We start from the raw sequence: 16,656 nt of genomic DNA on the forward strand, positions 1-16,656 counted from the left end.
TCCCTTCCGGTTTTTTGATTTTTTTTTACTTTTTATATAAATACTGTATACTTTTTCGTGATCTAATCGTCTATTAGGAGTATAGAAAAAAAGGGGGAGTTCGGTTGTTCAGAAAATTAAAGGGAATCGCTGCTTGTTTATTATTTTTAGGCCTATTTTTACATTCATATACAGTTCAAGCAAAAGCAGCGGACACGGACATAAAAATCTCGATTGAAACAGGGTTTGATGGATACATAACTCGGGCCAAGGCCATGCCGATGACCGTACATATCGAAAATAAGGGGGAGGCTTTCAGCGGTACGCTGATTTTTCAATTTCAGGCCGATTACGATTTCGGAGGGTCGCAAATTCTAAAAGTGGAATTGCCAAAGGAAAGCAAGAAAACCTATTCTGTTTCACTTCCAGGGTATACCGACGAAAATTATAATTATAATGGGACCGCACTGGCGAAGTCGATTTATCTCTATGAGGGAGATTGGAAGAATGGTAAAGAAGTAGACTATTCCGGCCCGAAGGTACTGGCACCTAAGTTCTTTGATGAAAGCGAGGACCTGATTGGAGTATTAAGTGAAAATTTCGATCGTTTGACGGAATTGAGAGTCTTGCCATCCCTCCAAGCCAGGATGGTCGAGTTGGAAAAAGAAGATTTGCCTAAACAGTCAATTGGCTATGAAATGTTAGATTATTTAATCATTGATGAATTTGCAATTGCCGCTTTGGATGAGGCACAACAGAAAGCACTAAAGGGTTGGATCCGTTCTGGTGGTGTATTGATTTCCGGGTCATCACCAAGTGCCGCTCAATCATACGGGTCCCTGTATAACCTTTTACCGATGAAGATGGATAAAGGAATCAAGATGGATTCATCCTTTCTTACAGAAAAGAAAAAATATCGACCATCCTTTGAACAATTGCCGGGCTTTACTGGTGAAGTGGAGAAAGGGACAGAAATCATTGCGAAGAGCGGGTCATCACCGGCCGTTGTCAAAAAGCAATATGGAAACGGGATGATTGTCCAGACGGCCTTTTCGTTAGGAGATGAGCCACTTGCCTCTTGGAAAGGATACGGCACGTGGTTTGAAGCGATTTTAAAGAAGGTGGAGTTGAATGCGTTTTCCACTTCAAGTGAATTCATGGACGAAGCAAGATGGGAAATGAATGACCCCAATAGTTACTTTGATGATACGAATTTATCCGTGATTCAATTGGCATTGTTGCTGTTAGTCTACGTTGTGATCATTGTACCGATTTTATTTGTTATTCTGAGGAAAATGGATAAAAGGGAGCACGCTTGGTGGATCATTCCTTTGATTGCCTGCATTACGACGATTCTAACGTTTGCCGTCGGAGCGAAAGATCGTCTTGCCAAACCTCAACTCAATCAATTGGGAATCTATCAAATTGAGGATGACCAAATCATCGGCATCCAATCGAATGTCCTCCTGTCCAATAAAGGAGGCAATTACAACCTGACTTTCCCGAAAAATGAGTTAGTTGCGATGCCAATGACTCAGGAGGGATTAGGTGGAAGCGTGAAAAGAGCACCAATGCTTGAAGAGAAAGCTACCGATATGGAATTGACCTTTCCAAACGTCGAATATTGGTCTACCAGGTCCTTTATAGGAAAGGTTTATAAAGAAAATGCAGGTCAATTGAAAAATGACTTGACCGTTGAAAACAGGACCTTGACAGGTACGATTCAAAATGAGACACCTTATGACCTTAAGGAATTAATGATCCTGACCGGCAATGAACGAATCAATCTCGGAACGTTGAAGAAGGGGGCAGAGATCAAGGTAAATGAAGCGTTAAAGAGTGATTTCTTATTTAAACCGTATGGAACGACATCGTCTTCTTGGAATAATGGAACTATGGGAAAAAAAATCGATATTGAAAAAATGCGCAGGGATCAGCTTCTTTATCTGACGGAGGCGTATTTCGGAGGGGCCTCGACAAAATCCGAACCTGTCATCGGCGGTATAACCGACGATTCAATCGTAGACGTTAGACTATCGAAAAAACCGAAAGTGAATATAGATAATCTGATTTTCCAAACATTCAGTCCGAAAACAATTTTGGCTGGGGAAGTGACATTGTCAAAAGAAATGTTCGCGGGGTCTGTGAATGCCCTCCGGGGTTCAGTTGGCGAAGAAGAAGGATATGGTACGTATTGGTTTGAAAGGGGAGAATATGAATATATCAGTTCAGTTCCAAAGATCATGAAGGACGATACATTCAAAGCGTCAGAAATGACGATTAAGTTCAGTAAACAAGATGTTAAGTATGAACTCTATAATTTTTCGACTGAAAAGTATGAATCGATACCTAAGGGAGAACGGGAAATTACTTTCAAAGGGACTAAGGATATATCATCCTATGTATCAAAACAAGGGAACATCCAGATAAAAGTCATGATAGATAATGATGATGACCCGAGTGTAAGGATGCCACAAATCACTGTGAAGGGAGTGGTGGAGAAATGATAGAAATTATACAGTTAACTAAACAATATGGCACGTTCACCGCATTGGATCATTTGGATTTGCAAATAGACAAAGGAACCGTGTTTGGTTTTGTCGGTCAAAATGGGGCAGGGAAATCCACGACTTTTTCCATTTTGGCTACCTTGCTTGCACCAACATCGGGAACGGCTTATATCAATGGCTACAATATATCGAAGGAACCTAAACAAGTCCGTAGCCAGATCGGTTATATGCCTGACTTTTTTGGTGTGTATGATCAATTGAAGGCTGAAGAGTACCTGGATTTTTACGGAGCAAGTTATGGTATACCCGTTTCGGAACGGAGTAAACTGATTCCACAACTGCTCGAGCTCGTAAATTTATCGGATAAAAAGGATTCCTATGTGGATCTTTTATCACGGGGAATGAAGCAACGGCTTTGTCTTGCAAGGAGTCTGATACACGACCCCGAAGTGCTTATTTTGGATGAACCCGCTTCCGGGCTTGACCCGAGGGCTCGTGTTGAAATGCGGGAGATTTTAAAGGAATTGAAACATATGGGTAAAACGATTTTGATATCGTCGCATATTTTACCTGAACTTGCGGAAATGTGTGATGTGCTCGGCATCATCGATCAGGGTAAATTGAAAGCACAAGGGTCGGTCGCGGAAATCCAACATAAGCTGCAGGGCGAAAAGAGCCTGATTATTAAGGTTCATAAGGATATTGAGCGATCCATCGCTTTTCTAGAAGATAATCCGGATATTAGCCAGATCAATACGCATGTTGATGAAAAAACGATTCAGTTTCTATTCAAAGGAGATGCAGGGGCCCAACAACAGCTGCTGAAGTCCTGTATGTTGCAAGACTTGCCCATTGTCTCTTTTTCGGAAATAGAGACGGATCTGGAGGATGTGTTCATGGAAATCACGAAAGGGGTTGAACTGTCATGAAGAGCTGGCTGATGAATCCGGTTTTGAATAAAGAGTTTAAGCTACGCTTTCGCTCTTTTAAAAGTTTTTTAGGTGTATTATTCTATGTTCTTGCGATTGGTGCCATCGTTATCGGTATGATTTTTATTCAGTCTCTTAGTAGCATGGGCGGGCGCGTTGACCCGGATGCAAGCCGGAGTATGTTTATATTTCTATCCGTTACCCAACTGGCCTTGGTCTTGTTCATTACACCTGGACTGACGGCAGGCGTCATCTCGAGTGAGAGGGAGCGACAGACGTTAAATATTTTATTGACGACTTCCCAAAGCTCGACAGGCATCATTTTCGGGAAATTAATTTCATCCATTTCCTACTTGCTATTACTGGTTGTGGCCAGTTTACCGCTATATAGCATCGTCTTTTTATTCGGCGGAATTTCGCCGAATCAGCTTTTGATGGTGCTGGGCTTCAATGTCTTCACCGTCATCGTATATGGCAGTATCGGGGTGCTTTTTTCTACACTTGTGCGAAAAACCATTGCGGCGATGGTCACGACTTATGGAATCACATTGTTTTTAGTAGGTGGCACAGCTTTATTGACCCTACTATTCACTACCATGGCCGTGGGGAATCAGGTAAATGTGACCACACCAACGACTAACCCATTGCCTTACTTAGCGGCCATGCTAAATACCCCAATCGTATTAATCGGCTTTGTTGAACCGACTTACTCTGAGGAAATCCAGAAGTTATCGGGGATTGATTTTCCACTTTGGGCGTCTCATTTGATTTGTTACGCACTTCTACTAATCGGGTCCGTTCTTCTAAGCGTTAAAAAGCTGCGCGTGGGAATGAAGACAAAACGATGAACAAGGATCTTACCCATGATGAACTCCAGTTTCTCAAGTTGATTAAACCCGTTAAGCGGCAACTTTTCATGCAGCATGTGATGAGGGAGGGGCAACTTTTACTCCTTGCCGTGTCTGCATGGACGACTTTACTATTTTTCATGGCACGTATAGTAGTCATACCCTTCGTTTTCCGTTATTTTTTCATTGGAATCATCTGTTTACTTGCTTTTTTTGTCTATAGAATCATTAAAGGAAAACCCGGTAATAAAACGGCTGCTTTGCTGTTTAACCAGTATGTTCCTGATGACCGTGTCGTGTCGGGATTCGCTTTTTTAGGGGAGATTGGTGAGCTTAAGTCACTCCAGCTCAGGGATGCTATTCACCATATGAAAATCCATCAGGAGGAGGCCCTCAGAAGGAAGAAAGTATGGGTACATCCGAAATGGCTGACGCTAGCTCTTTGTTTAGCAATAGGAGGTTCCCTATTGGCAATTTTGCCAAATCAGAAAATGGATCAAGCCAGGCAGGCGGAAAAAGAAGTGAAGCTTGTCGAGGAGGTCAAAAAAGAGCTTGATGAAAAAGTGAAGGAAATAAAGGATCCTGATGTCAAAAAGACATTGAAAGATGTAAAAGAGAAAGTTGCGCTAGAGAAAGAGGCTGAGAAGGCCTTAGAGGCACTCGCCAAACAGTCAAGCGAGCTGCAATTAAAAGAAAAGAAGCAAAGAGAAAAGCAAGAGTCACTGGAAACCTGGAAGGATCAGTCAAAAAAAACCGGCCTTACGGAGCTGTCCAAGGCACTTGAACAAAAGGACATGCGACTGGTCGAAAAAGAACTGAAAGAACTAAATGAAAGATGGGATGAGCTGTCCAAGGAACAGAAGCAGGCCCTAGAGAGCTACACAGAGCAGGAGCTTCCATTAACGGAAGAACAATTGGATGCACTGATGCAGCAGTTGGAGGAAGCGATGGAATCGGGAGAACTTGCCAAGCAGTTAGCATCAGCCAATCAAGCTGTTCGTCAAGCGGGATCCCAACTTCAGAATAAAATGAGTCAAGATGGTATTCCTTCTTCTCAAACAGCTTTTTCTAACAGCGATGGAACACAAGGGAACCAACCCGCCAATCAGCCCCTAGGTCAGCCCTCCTCTACGCCTAATGGACAGCCCAACGCCAATTCTGGGAATAATCCCGGAAGCCAAAAAGGACAAGGACAGGGTCAAGGACAAGGACAAGGTCAAGGACAAGGACAAGGAGCAAGTGGAACCGGCGGAGGAAAAGGAGGCACAAAGGGGGGGGCTGGACAAGGGTCGAGGGAAATGCTGACGATTCCCGAAAAGACCGATGGAAAGCAGAATATGGAAACCGACAATGGGAAACTTGGTGAAGGGAGTGGCGAGCAGGAGGAGGCCGAGGGTCCAGTATTGAGGGGGAACTTGCGGAATTATGAGGAGGTCTATCAGCAGTATGAGGAATCTTATCGCAAAAGTACGGATCGCCTTAGGCTACCCTCTGATTTGAATGATATCGTCAAGAATTATTTTAATAATCTTGATCCGGAAAGGTAGTGGGAAAATGACGGAAAAAGAACAGCAGTTTAATGAAGCAGGGACTATGATTGAGAGAGTTAAGCAGGAAATCTCCCGTTTTATAGTTGGGCAGGAAGACGTGATCGATCAAGTTTTATGGAGCATTTTTGCAGGTGGCCACGTATTGCTTGAAGGCTTGCCGGGACTTGGGAAGACGATGCTCGTTCGGACGATTTCGGAATGCCTGGATTTAGAGTTTTCTAGAATCCAGTTTACACCAGATCTGATGCCTTCCGATATTACGGGAACCATGTTATTGCAACCTGGAGAGGACGGAAGGCAGCAGTTTACCTTCCATGAGGGACCTCTTTTTTCTCATATCGTCTTAGCTGATGAAATCAATCGGGCTACGCCGAAGACACAGAGTTCGCTTTTAGAGGCAATGGGGGAGAGAACTGTAACAGTCATGGGGGAAACGAAACAGCTTGATCAGCCCTTCTTTGTGCTTGCAACCCAGAATCCAATCGATATGGAGGGGACGTATCCATTGCCCGAAGCCCAGATGGACCGGTTTATCTGTAAGATTCTTGTCCGTTATCCATCAAAGCAGGAATTAAAGCAGATTGCCCTTCGAACGACAGGCAGGGAAACCATTTCTATTGAAAAAGCTGCCTCCATCAAGGATGTTTTGTTACTGCAGCAACTAGTAAAGGACGTCCTTATTTCAGAAGAGATGCTGGATTACGCGGTTTCGATTATTTCGAGTACTCATCCAAATGTGGAGGAATCGCCGGAACTTGTCCGGCAATACGTTCAATTCGGAAGCGGACCTCGTGGGTTGCAAAGTTTGATCAAAATGGCAAAGGCGAGGGCTTTATTTGCCGGGCGTTATCATGTTTCTGCCGGTGATTTGAAGCAAACGGCCTATCCTGTGCTGAGGCATCGGATTATACTCAACTTTGAAGCGGAAGCAAACGGGGTTCTCATCGATTCCATTATTTCTGAAGTCGTTGAGTCGGCGTATAAATTAGGAAAAGGAACGCCGGTTTGATGGTAGCTTATGCTTTTTTAGAAAGGCTGCAGAAAAAGAGATTGCTCGTGAAAACGAGGAAGCGTGGGATGCATAAAGGTTCGAGACGGTCGAGTGCGTTTGGTTCTTCGCTTGAGTTCTCCGATTTTCGGGCCTATCAACCGGGAGACGATGTCCGGCAAATCGATTGGAATGTATTTGGCCGAACCCAGAAGCATTATATAAAAAGGTTCCTCGATGAACAGGAGTTATCTGTGGCCGTTTACCTGGATATGTCTTCTTCGATGCGAGCTCTCCCGGGAAAATGGGAACAGGCGCGAAAGCTCGCCGCTTCATTGAGCTTTGTTGTCCTTGCAAGCGAAGACCGTCTGAATTTTGTTCCCGTCGGTAATCAAGGAGCCCATCCTATTCGACGTAAAGGAGCGGTTCACCGTAAAAGGGTTTTTCGAGAGATAGCTGGATTGGAAGATACGGAGAGAAGCGGGGAGTTTTATGAGCAACTTGGCAAAGTGATGGTGAGGAATCAGCAACTTGCGATTATCATCTCGGATGGTCTTGAGCCCATCGAAAAGGTGGAGGCGACTTTAAGAAAGCTACGCTCGGCAAGACAAGAAGTCTGGTTCATTCAACTGCTGGGGAAAGAGGAACTTCAACCTATGTATGATGGGGACCTGAAGTTTGTGGATAGTGAAATGGAAACAGCGGTCAATGTTAGCCTTAATCCGACCCTCATCGACAACTATCGAAGGCGTCTAGCACACCATAACGAGCAGCTTGAAGCTATCTGTGAAAGTCTTGGCAGCCGCTATATGCTCATATCTGCTGAAACGGATATACAAACGATTTTATTTCACGACTTCCCACGCCACGGGCTAATGAATTGAGGTGAAGATATGCATATTTCAAACCCAATCTTTTTTCTATTGACCATTTTTATCGGAGCCGTCATTCTGTTTTATTTTTTCCGGAAGCAATATGAGAAAACGACGATTTCGTCCAATTTATTATGGGAGCAGGTGCTGAATGAATGGCAGGCTTCTCCATGGCTTCATAAATTACAGCATAATCTCTTATTCTGGCTTCAACTTCTCGTACTTCTCCTCCTCATGTTCGCGTTGGTTCGACCCTTTTGGTTTCAAAAGGGCATTCCGGGCGACCACCTAATCCTAATTGTCGACACATCGGCTTCGATGAGTGCAAAAGAAGGGGAGCTCACCCGGTTTGAAAAAGCCAAGCAAGAAGTGGGGGAGATGCTTCAAGCGGTGGATGATCAAGAAGTGACAATCATAGATGCTGGTCAAAAGCCTGTGATACTTGCCAATCACGAAACAAACCGGGCTGAGTTAAAAAAACAAATAAAAGAAATGGAGCTAACATACAGTCATGAGCATGTTGATAAGGCATTGAAACTGGCAGACTCGCTAGCGGCTGGAAAAGAATCGGTCATTCATTTATACTCCGATGCGGTTGTGGAGGAGGACCTTAGGGGGTTATCGGAAGACATTCCCATTGGTGTACATAATTTCAGCAGCCTGACTGGCAATCTCTCCTTGCTTTCATTTGGCACGGCAAGCTCTGAAGGAGGCATTACTGGGGTGGCGGTCATTGAAAATCAAACGAAGCAGGATGAAACGGTGAAATTTCAAGTAACGAATGGAAAAGATGTTCTATTCACAAAAAGGATAATGGTGAAAGCAAGCAGCGAGAAAATAATTGATATACCGGTTCTGAAAGAAAAACCGTATTATACGGCCTCCATCATTTTGGATGATGACTATTCAGCGGACAATGAAATGACGGCCATCCAAACGGCCGTATATGAGAAAGTCTATGCAGTGGGGGATGTGAATCCATTTTTGATTAATGGGCTCGAAACGATTGGCCTTGATATCATCCAGCTTGAGGATAAAGAAAAAGTCGAAATGGATGGAATCGTGATTGCCGAAGGAGTGGACTTAGAGGAACTTGGATCGTACCCGCTTCTTTTTATCAATGCCACTGAAAAAGGAAAACAAAAACTGACAGGTCAACCAAAGGGAACGGGTGACCCACTCATGGACTACGTAAATATGGACAAAGTGTATATTAAATCGTCATCCCCTCCGATCAGCAAGCAATGGCATCATGTTACTACAAGTGAGGGTATACCGCTCATTCAAAAAGGTACGCACCAAGGACAGCCGATCATTGCCCTGAACTTCTCCGTTGCGGACAGCGATTGGCCGTTACAACCTGGATTTCCTATATTTTTATATAATTCCTATCAATGGCTGACCCAACAGTCGAACTTTCTAGGTTACTATCAGCCTGGTGAAGAAAAGTGGTTGAATCTTGGAACGGAAACGGGAAAATTGGCTATATTTACAGAGTCCGGAACGAATCTCTTTTCCATTGATTTGCAAAAGGAGGGCTTTCGAGCGCCAAATAAGCCCGGTATATACGAAGCACTGGCGGGAGAACAGGCATTTTACTTTTCGGTTTTATTGGACGAAAGGGAAAAAAGAGTCGATTCAGCTCCGTCGTTCAAGATGAATATGAAATCATCAGAGTTGAAAGAAGGGGGAAGCGATACAAAACAGGATATCTTATGGTACTGGCTGGCTTGTATGGCCCTTCTGCTACTAATGGCCGAATGGGAGGTATATCGACGTGGGCATTGATGTTACTTATCCCCTGGTTTTTTTATTGCTGCTTCCCTGTGCAGCGCTTATTTATATGTATGTGATAAAATCACGTAATCAAACGAAGCATGTAGAGACGGTCGTTGTGGCCATATTGCGGTCATGTATTTTTTTTCTCATTGTATTGGCACTGAGCGTTCCGCAATTGCTACAACCTATCAAGGGATCGATGGTTGTTTTTTTAGTCGATCGTTCTGCAAGTGTCAAAGACTCTGACACAAAGTCGCTGGCTTGGATTGAGAAAAGTGTTGAAACCATGGGTAGAGACGACTCCTTTGCGGTGGCAGCCTTTGGGGGCAGTGCCGTTGCTGAGCAGGCGTTGTCGACAAAACATACACCCATAAGCCAATTTAGCGGTGAAGTGGAAGAAGAGGCAAGTCAATTGGATTCAGGCATTCAATTTGCTTCCTCGCTCATTCCGAGCTATTCAAGTGGGAGAATCGTCCTTTTTTCGGATGGTAATGAAACGTCGGGAAGCAGTGTGGAGGAGGCCAAACTACTTGCAAATAAAAATATTGAGCTCGACATCGTGCCACTAATCGAATCGATTGGCGAAGATGTCGCCCTGAAGAATGTAACGATTCCCCCATCTATCTATCAAGGCGAAAAAACGGAGATTTCATTGGAGGTCTTTAGCAATACAGCGAAAAAAGCGACTGTCCGCATTTCACTGAATGATCAGGAAATCATCAAAAAGGCAGTGAGTGTAAAAGAAGGGACTAATTTATTCTCTGTTTCTCATACAGCCGAGAAAACTGGACTACAAGTATATAAGGCCGAAATCATCGCTGAAAATGATACATTTGCGGAAAATAACCAATTGCAGGCAATCACGAATGTAAAAGGCACACCAAAAGTATTGATTGTCGAAGGTGAGTCAACAGGACGGCTTGAAAATATTTTGAACGGCAGCGGGCTAATTGTCGAATCGACGATACCGGAAAAACTGCCGACCACTTTATCCGGTTTTTTACAATACCAATCGATTGTGTTTAATAATGTTCCTGCCACCTCAGTCTCGGAAATTCAAATGAAAATGATAGAGCGGTCCGTTAAGGATTTCGGTAATGGGTTCGTGATGACCGGCGGAGAAAATAGTTTCGGGCTCGGCGGGTATTTCAAGACACCAATTGAGAGATTACTTCCAGTAGATATGGACATCAAAGGAAAAAAAGAGATGCCATCTCTTGGACTGATGATTGTTCTCGACCGATCAGGCAGTATGGATGGAAACAAGCTATCATTGGCAAAGGAAGCGGCTGCCCGCTCTGTTGAACTTTTGCGTGAAAAGGATACGTTTGGATTCATTGCCTTCGATGACCGACCATGGGAAATCATCGAAGCAGCCCCACTTAAGGATAAGGAAAAAGTCGTGGAGAAGATTCGTACACTGTCTTCAGGTGGCGGTACTGAAATCTTCAGCTCGCTTGAAATGGCCTATGATAAGTTAAGGAATGAAAGGTTGCAGCGGAAGCACATTATTTTGTTGACCGATGGACAGTCAAACGCTTCAAGTAATTATGAAGACTTGATTGAAGAAGGAAAGGAAGAGAACATAACCCTCTCTACCGTTTCAATTGGAAATGATGCCGATAAGAACCTACTTGAGGACTTGGCCGACTTTGGTGCGGGGCGCTATTACGATGTCACGGATGCTTCCGTTATTCCGAGCATTTTATCGAGGGAAACCGTCATGGCGAGCCGCACTTACATTGAGGATACCCCATTTTATCCATCTATCAAGGACAATCCGGAATGGAACGGATTGTTTAAGGATGGCGTACCTAAGATGAATGCCTACATCGCGACAACTGCAAAGCAGCGTGCATTACAGTCGCTGATCAGTGAAAAAGAGGATCCCGTCCTTGCCGAGTGGCAATATGGAATGGGAACTACGGCAGCTTTCACTTCGGACATTAGTGGGAAATGGTCGGGCGATTGGCCTGCTTGGGGAAAGTGGGGGACATTTCTCAATCAATTGATCACAAACACGCTGCCCAAGTTCGAAAGTGAGCCGTATATGCTCACACAGGATAATGGTGGGGAGGAAACGGTCATCAACCTTGAATCGTCCACACAAAATCACCTTCCTGTATCGGCAAATGTAGTGTCTGAAAAAGGTGAGGAAGTAGACGTCAATACGAAGCTCATCGCGCCGGGAAAATACGAAGTCATCATGCCTAAGCAATCAGGGATGTATTTTCTCAGCATAAAACAAGATACCAAGGGTGGAAGTACGAATCTATATCAAACAGGTTTCACCGTGCCCTATTCAGAGGAATACCTGCAACAAGGCCTAAACAAAGCGCTTATTAAGGAATTATTGGCTGTTTCGGGTGGTCAGGAGTTGAAGGATGAATCTGAGGCATTCCGGCCATTGCAAAATACGTCAAGGCAAGAACAAAGTATTAGTTCTTGGCTGCTTTTATCGGCATTCATGCTCTTATTTTGCGAAATTGCGGTCCGAAGGTTTGGTTGGCACAGAGTTTCGCGTATCTTTACGGGAAGTCGTGAAAAATCAGAAACCACTTCATCTAGGCAAAACGAAAGAGTCGCAAAACTGAAAAAGGTAAAACAAAAAGTTGGTAAGGAAGAAGCATTAAAGAAGCAGCCTGTAGAAAGCGAGCAAAAAAAGGAGCAGGTAAAAGCAGTGCCAGCTCGCCACCACAAGAAGGAACCTGTAAATAAACTATCGGAATCGGAACGTGAAGAGCAGATGAAGCGCCTGATTGAAGCGAGAAAACGAAAAAAATAATGATTTTTATCTTGTGGTAAGGAGTTTAGCTTGACATGAAATAATCGACACTATACAATATAAACTTGTAAAGGGTTTTCACTTAACAGCAGGGAGGCTTGCTAACATGCTTGAAAAGACAACGCGGATTAATTATTTGTATGACTTTTACCAATCGTTGTTAACGGAAAAGCAGCAGAGCTATATGGCCCTCTACTATCTGGATGATTACTCTCTTGGAGAGATTGCCAATGAATACGAAGTCAGTAGGCAGGCAGTCTATGATAATATAAAAAGAACAGAAGCAATGCTCGAAGAATATGAAGCGAAGCTATTGTTATTTCAAAAATTTCAAGAGCGTAACCAATGGATTGCGAATGTGAAGGATCTTTTAGAGAAGGAATCCTTTTCTAAAGAAAAGTTGCTTGACGCAATTACAGCGCTTGAGAAGTTAGATTAGGAGGCGGCAATATGGCATTTGAAGGATTGGCCGACCGACTGCAGAACACGATGCAAAAAATCCGTGGAAAAGGGAAGGTCAACGAAGCAGACGTTAAAGAAATGATGCGTGAAGTTCGTTTGGCCCTGCTTGAAGCGGATGTTAACTTTAAAGTCGTGAAGGAATTTGTGAAGCGTGTAAGTGAGCGTTCGGTAGGTCAGGAAGTGCTAAAAAGCTTAACCCCCGGTCAACAGGTAATTAAAGTAGTTAAGGAAGAATTGACTCAGCTGATGGGCGGCGAACAGAGTAAGATTGCCGTTGCCTCCAAACCACCGACTGTCATTATGATGGTAGGTCTTCAAGGGGCAGGTAAAACGACGACTACCGGAAAGCTGGCAAATCTTCTTAGAAAAAAATACAACCGTAAGCCATTGCTGGTTGCGGCTGATATTTACCGTCCGGCGGCGATTAAGCAGCTTGAAACACTTGGCAAACAATTAAGCATGCCTGTTTTTTCCCTAGGTGATCAGGTCAGTCCTGTAGAAATTGCGAAACAGGCGATTGAAAAGGCGAAGGAAGAACATCATGATTATGTGTTGATTGATACCGCAGGTCGCCTCCATGTTGATGAAAATCTGATGGGCGAACTGAAAGATATCAAGGAATTGACCAAACCGGATGAAATCTTCCTAGTTGTCGATGCGATGACAGGTCAGGATGCTGTCAATGTGGCTCAAAGTTTCAATGAACAGCTCGGTCTAACTGGAGTCGTATTAACGAAGCTAGATGGGGATACTCGTGGTGGTGCGGCACTTTCTATTCGTTCCGTTACGGACACGCCGATTAAATTTGTCGGTATGGGCGAAAAATTGGATGCACTTGAAGCATTCCATCCAGAAAGGATGGCTTCAAGAATCCTTGGTATGGGCGATGTATTGACCCTTATCGAAAAAGCACAAGCCAATGTTGATGAAGAAAAAGCGAAAGAATTAGAGAAAAAGATGCGTACCGCTACTTTTACCTTTGATGATTTCCTTGAACAGCTTGGTCAAGTGCGCAATATGGGACCGCTTGATGATATTTTGAAGATGATTCCTGGTGCGAATAAAATGAAAGGGATGGATAACCTTCAGATCGATGAGAAACAGATTGGTCATGTTGAGGCTATCATCCGTTCAATGACGACGCAAGAGAAAGAACATCCAGAAACCATGAATGCATCCCGCAAGAAACGGATTGCCAAAGGGAGCGGAAGATCGATCCAAGAAGTGAACCGTCTACTGAAGCAATTTGAAGAAATGAAAAAGATGATGAAACAAGTTACAAGCATGCAAAAAGGAAAGAAAAAGGGATTTAAATTCCCGTTCATGTAAGTTTTTTTCATGGGAAATGAGCATAAAAATAGGCTGAAACCGCCTATTTAAACACTTTTTTCACCTGTTAAGAAAAAAACCTTTACAAACATACAAGACATTTGATATTATACTATCTTGTGTGAAACTATTCGGAGGTGCTTATTTAAAATGGCAGTAAAAATTCGCTTAAAACGTATGGGAGCAAAAAAATCTCCTTTCTATCGTATTGTAGTTGCAGATTCTCGTTCACCACGTGACGGACGTTACATCGAAGTAGTGGGAACTTATAACCCGGTGACTCAACCAGCTAAAGTTGACATCAATGAAGAGCTTGCTCTTAAATGGTTACAAGATGGAGCTAAACCATCTGATACAGTTCGCAACTTATTCTCAACTCAAGGCATCATGGAAAAATTCCATGTTGCAAAAAACAGCAAGTAATCGACGCTAGTTGATGAAATCTTTAATTGAAACGATTGTTTCAGCACTTGTGGATCATCCGGAAGAGGTTATTGTAACTTCGAAGGAAGAAGCCGACCGGGTTGTTTATGTCCTCTCCGTTCATAAAGAAGACATGGGCAAGGTCATCGGTAAACAAGGGCGTGTTGCTAAGGCGATTCGAACTGTGGTATATGCAGCAGGATCTTCACAGCAGAAGAAAATCTATTTGGAGATTTCCGAATAAGGAGGGCTAATCCCCTCCTTTTTTTGTACTTCAAGAAAAGTTCAATCCCGGGTCTACTTACAATTTCATGGATTCGGGGTCTAATTTTCATTCTTTTGAGACACATCTTTCACCGTTTTACGTTATACTTAAGAGAATGACCCTCATTTTTCAAAAGATTACCCTATCATACATATTTTTTGAACGAAATAAGAAATCATAGATAATAGGAGGCGCTGGAATGAAAATTCTCCAAAACGTAATCGTTAACCAAGTATTAACGGAATCCAGCAAGAATCAGCTCCTCGATAAGTACAAATCAAAACGACTACAACTTCAAAAAGAAAGTGAACAGCTTCGTTTTGAACTGAAAAAACTTGAAAAGACCCGTAACCTTCAGCCCGCCAGCCTTCGTTCTCATTTTGAAAAAGAAATTAACCAAAGGCAGGAAAAAATCAAACTGCTTGAATTTCAAATGGAACAGTTGGAAATCCTTCCTATTGGAAGCGAACTGAAGGAACGGGAAGTCCAAAGCATTATTGATGTAGAAATCGGGGCAGATTGGGACGATCTTATGACAACGAAGACAATTGTCATTAAAGATGGAATTGTCTCGGAAATTCGTTAGAGGTGAAAGAATGGAAAACTGGTTTAATGTAGGTAAAATCGTCAATACGCACGGTCTTCTAGGAGAAGTCCGTGTTATTTCATCAACAGATTTCCCGGAGAAGCGGTACAAAGTTGGCAATACGCTGTATTTGTTCAGGGAAACAGAGAAAAAACCATTGCCGCTTACAATCAGGTCACACCGGACTCATAAAAACTTTAATCTATTGACGTTTGAAAACTATTATAACGTCGGTCAGGTAGAAGCTTTCCGCAACGGGATTTTGAGAATAAAGGAATCACAGCTTGGCAAACTGGATGAGGGGGAATTTTTCTTCCACGAGATCATCGGCTGTAAGGTCTTCACGGATGAAGAAGAGGAAATAGGAGAAATCGTAGAGGTATTGACTCCAGGTGCCAATGATGTTTGGGTCATTAAAAGGACGGCAGGCAAGGATGTTCTAATCCCGTATATCGATCAGATTGTAAAAGAGGTCGACATCTCGGAGAAAAAGGTTATCATCACGCCGATGGAAGGACTATTGGACTGATGAAAATCGATGTACTTTCTCTTTTTCCAGAAATGTTCGAAGGAGTGCTTGGTTCGTCTATGTTAAAAAAGGCGGCAGAAAAGCAGGCTGTCAGCTATCAAGTGACCAATTTCCGCGATTACGCAGATAATAAACATTCAACTGTTGATGATTACCCATATGGCGGTGGGGCAGGCATGGTGTTGAAGGCACAGCCCATTTTTGATGCTGTAGAAGCGATCAAAGGCCAAGGTGACCTAAAACCTAGGGTAGTACTCCTTTGCCCGCAGGGGGAGCGCTACACGCAGAAAAAAGCAGAGGAACTTGCAAAGGAAGAACATCTCATTTTCGTATGCGGCCATTATGAAGGATATGATGAGCGTATCAGGGAGCATATCGTCACAGATGAGATATCAATAGGCGACTATGTACTTACAGGTGGAGAATTGGGGGCCATGGTCATTATAGATAGTGTTGTCCGCTTGTTGCCGGGTGTTCTTGGAAATGTTGATTCCCCGATTCTTGATTCCTATTCTTCTGGTTTATTAGAGCACCCTCATTACACTAGACCTGCAGATTTCCGGGGCATGAAAGTCCCGGATCCACTCATATCCGGAAATCATAAAAAAATAGATGAGTGGCGGATGAAAGAATCATTACGGAGAACATGGCAGAGACGACCTGATTTGCTTGAAAGCTATGAACTTTCCGATCTTGAGAAAAAATTGCTGTCAGAGATTCAAAAAGAAGAATGATCGCTATTGCATCAATGCATATTGTATGGTAGGATAGACCTTGTGACTTGGGCAAAAGTCCGGTCTTATATCGATGTTCCGCTGCAAA

15 protein-coding genes are annotated in these 16,656 nt (G+C 43.3%); all 15 read left to right on the forward strand.

Annotation, left to right across the window (positions count from 1 at the left end):
• Window positions 1-104: 104 nt before the first annotated feature.
• The 15 genes from ACIQXU_RS07490 (at window position 105) to trmD (ending at window position 16,568) form a co-directional block, all read left to right on the forward strand.
• The gene (locus tag ACIQXU_RS07490; protein WP_402987844.1) at window positions 105-2,486 is read left to right on the forward strand and encodes a hypothetical protein; all 2,382 of its coding nucleotides are present in this window, start codon (window positions 105-107) and stop codon (window positions 2,484-2,486) included.
• Entirely contained in the window at window positions 2,483-3,418 is a 936-nt protein-coding gene (locus ACIQXU_RS07495) for an ABC transporter ATP-binding protein (RefSeq protein WP_402987847.1), read from the forward strand. Before ACIQXU_RS07490 ends, ACIQXU_RS07495 begins: the two co-directional genes overlap by 4 nt.
• Window positions 3,415-4,266 (forward strand): ABC transporter permease, encoded by an 852-nt coding sequence (locus tag ACIQXU_RS07500; RefSeq protein WP_402987850.1) that lies wholly within the window; start codon window positions 3,415-3,417, stop codon window positions 4,264-4,266. Before ACIQXU_RS07495 ends, ACIQXU_RS07500 begins: the two co-directional genes overlap by 4 nt.
• The gene (locus ACIQXU_RS07505; protein WP_402987853.1) at window positions 4,263-5,813 is read left to right on the forward strand and encodes a hypothetical protein; all 1,551 of its coding nucleotides are present in this window, start codon (window positions 4,263-4,265) and stop codon (window positions 5,811-5,813) included. The genes ACIQXU_RS07500 and ACIQXU_RS07505 overlap by 4 nt, the downstream gene beginning before the upstream one ends.
• 7 nt (window positions 5,814-5,820) lie before the next feature.
• On the forward strand, window positions 5,821-6,825 hold the full coding sequence (locus ACIQXU_RS07510; protein ID WP_402987856.1) for an AAA family ATPase: 1,005 nt from the start codon (window positions 5,821-5,823) through the stop codon (window positions 6,823-6,825).
• A 68-nt stretch (window positions 6,826-6,893) separates the two neighbouring features.
• Window positions 6,894-7,688 carry a DUF58 domain-containing protein gene (locus ACIQXU_RS07515; protein WP_402868279.1) on the forward strand — a complete coding sequence of 265 codons (795 nt, stop codon included), beginning with the start codon at window positions 6,894-6,896 and terminating at the stop codon, window positions 7,686-7,688.
• Window positions 7,689-7,697: 9 nt separating this feature from the next.
• Window positions 7,698-9,464 (forward strand): vWA domain-containing protein, encoded by a 1,767-nt coding sequence (locus tag ACIQXU_RS07520; protein WP_402987861.1) that lies wholly within the window; start codon window positions 7,698-7,700, stop codon window positions 9,462-9,464.
• Window positions 9,454-12,240, forward strand: a complete 2,787-nt coding sequence (locus ACIQXU_RS07525) for a VWA domain-containing protein (RefSeq protein ID WP_402987865.1) — start codon at window positions 9,454-9,456, stop codon at window positions 12,238-12,240. The genes ACIQXU_RS07520 and ACIQXU_RS07525 overlap by 11 nt, the downstream gene beginning before the upstream one ends.
• Before the next feature lie 106 nt (window positions 12,241-12,346).
• Window positions 12,347-12,679, forward strand: a complete 333-nt coding sequence (locus ACIQXU_RS07530) for a putative DNA-binding protein (protein WP_402868284.1) — start codon at window positions 12,347-12,349, stop codon at window positions 12,677-12,679.
• 11 nt (window positions 12,680-12,690) lie between these two features.
• Entirely contained in the window at window positions 12,691-14,031 is a 1,341-nt protein-coding gene (gene ffh, locus ACIQXU_RS07535; protein WP_402868286.1) for a signal recognition particle protein, read from the forward strand.
• Between the two features lie 150 nt (window positions 14,032-14,181).
• Window positions 14,182-14,454, forward strand: a complete 273-nt coding sequence (gene rpsP, locus ACIQXU_RS07540; RefSeq protein ID WP_053345299.1) for a 30S ribosomal protein S16 — start codon at window positions 14,182-14,184, stop codon at window positions 14,452-14,454.
• Window positions 14,455-14,467: 13 nt separating this feature from the next.
• Window positions 14,468-14,698 carry a KH domain-containing protein gene (locus ACIQXU_RS07545; RefSeq protein WP_402868288.1) on the forward strand — a complete coding sequence of 77 codons (231 nt, stop codon included), beginning with the start codon at window positions 14,468-14,470 and terminating at the stop codon, window positions 14,696-14,698.
• 220 nt (window positions 14,699-14,918) lie between these two features.
• Complete coding sequence (locus ACIQXU_RS07550) at window positions 14,919-15,305, forward strand: YlqD family protein (RefSeq protein ID WP_402956278.1); 387 nt, start codon at window positions 14,919-14,921, stop codon at window positions 15,303-15,305.
• A 10-nt stretch (window positions 15,306-15,315) separates the two neighbouring features.
• Entirely contained in the window at window positions 15,316-15,834 is a 519-nt protein-coding gene (gene rimM / locus ACIQXU_RS07555) for a ribosome maturation factor RimM (protein WP_402868292.1), read from the forward strand.
• The gene (trmD, locus tag ACIQXU_RS07560) at window positions 15,834-16,568 is read left to right on the forward strand and encodes a tRNA (guanosine(37)-N1)-methyltransferase TrmD (protein WP_402956280.1); all 735 of its coding nucleotides are present in this window, start codon (window positions 15,834-15,836) and stop codon (window positions 16,566-16,568) included. The genes rimM and trmD overlap by 1 nt, the downstream gene beginning before the upstream one ends.
• The last annotated feature ends 88 nt before the right edge of the window (window positions 16,569-16,656 follow it).

Origin of the sequence: Peribacillus sp. NPDC097284, assembly GCF_044761765.1 — a bacterium.
Taxonomy (GTDB): domain Bacteria; phylum Bacillota; class Bacilli; order Bacillales; family DSM-1321; genus Peribacillus.

Excerpts from the sequence above, each read along its gene's own strand:
- ACIQXU_RS07515 (WP_402868279.1), top strand. The coding sequence starts at position 6,894 with ATGCATAAAGGTTCGAGACGGTCGAGTGCGTTTGGTTCTTCGCTTGAG.
- trmD (WP_402956280.1), top strand. The coding sequence starts at position 15,834 with ATGAAAATCGATGTACTTTCTCTTTTTCCAGAAATGTTCGAAGGAGTG.
- ACIQXU_RS07520 (WP_402987861.1), top strand. The coding sequence starts at position 7,698 with ATGCATATTTCAAACCCAATCTTTTTTCTATTGACCATTTTTATCGGA.
- ffh (WP_402868286.1), top strand. The coding sequence starts at position 12,691 with ATGGCATTTGAAGGATTGGCCGACCGACTGCAGAACACGATGCAAAAA.
- ACIQXU_RS07510 (WP_402987856.1), top strand. The coding sequence starts at position 5,821 with ATGACGGAAAAAGAACAGCAGTTTAATGAAGCAGGGACTATGATTGAG.
- ACIQXU_RS07500 (WP_402987850.1), top strand. The coding sequence starts at position 3,415 with ATGAAGAGCTGGCTGATGAATCCGGTTTTGAATAAAGAGTTTAAGCTA.
- ACIQXU_RS07530 (WP_402868284.1), top strand. The coding sequence starts at position 12,347 with ATGCTTGAAAAGACAACGCGGATTAATTATTTGTATGACTTTTACCAA.
- rimM (WP_402868292.1), top strand. The coding sequence starts at position 15,316 with ATGGAAAACTGGTTTAATGTAGGTAAAATCGTCAATACGCACGGTCTT.
- ACIQXU_RS07495 (WP_402987847.1), top strand. The coding sequence starts at position 2,483 with ATGATAGAAATTATACAGTTAACTAAACAATATGGCACGTTCACCGCA.
- ACIQXU_RS07550 (WP_402956278.1), top strand. The coding sequence starts at position 14,919 with ATGAAAATTCTCCAAAACGTAATCGTTAACCAAGTATTAACGGAATCC.
- ACIQXU_RS07545 (WP_402868288.1), top strand. The coding sequence starts at position 14,468 with ATGAAATCTTTAATTGAAACGATTGTTTCAGCACTTGTGGATCATCCG.
- ACIQXU_RS07505 (WP_402987853.1), top strand. The coding sequence starts at position 4,263 with ATGAACAAGGATCTTACCCATGATGAACTCCAGTTTCTCAAGTTGATT.
- rpsP (WP_053345299.1), top strand. The coding sequence starts at position 14,182 with ATGGCAGTAAAAATTCGCTTAAAACGTATGGGAGCAAAAAAATCTCCT.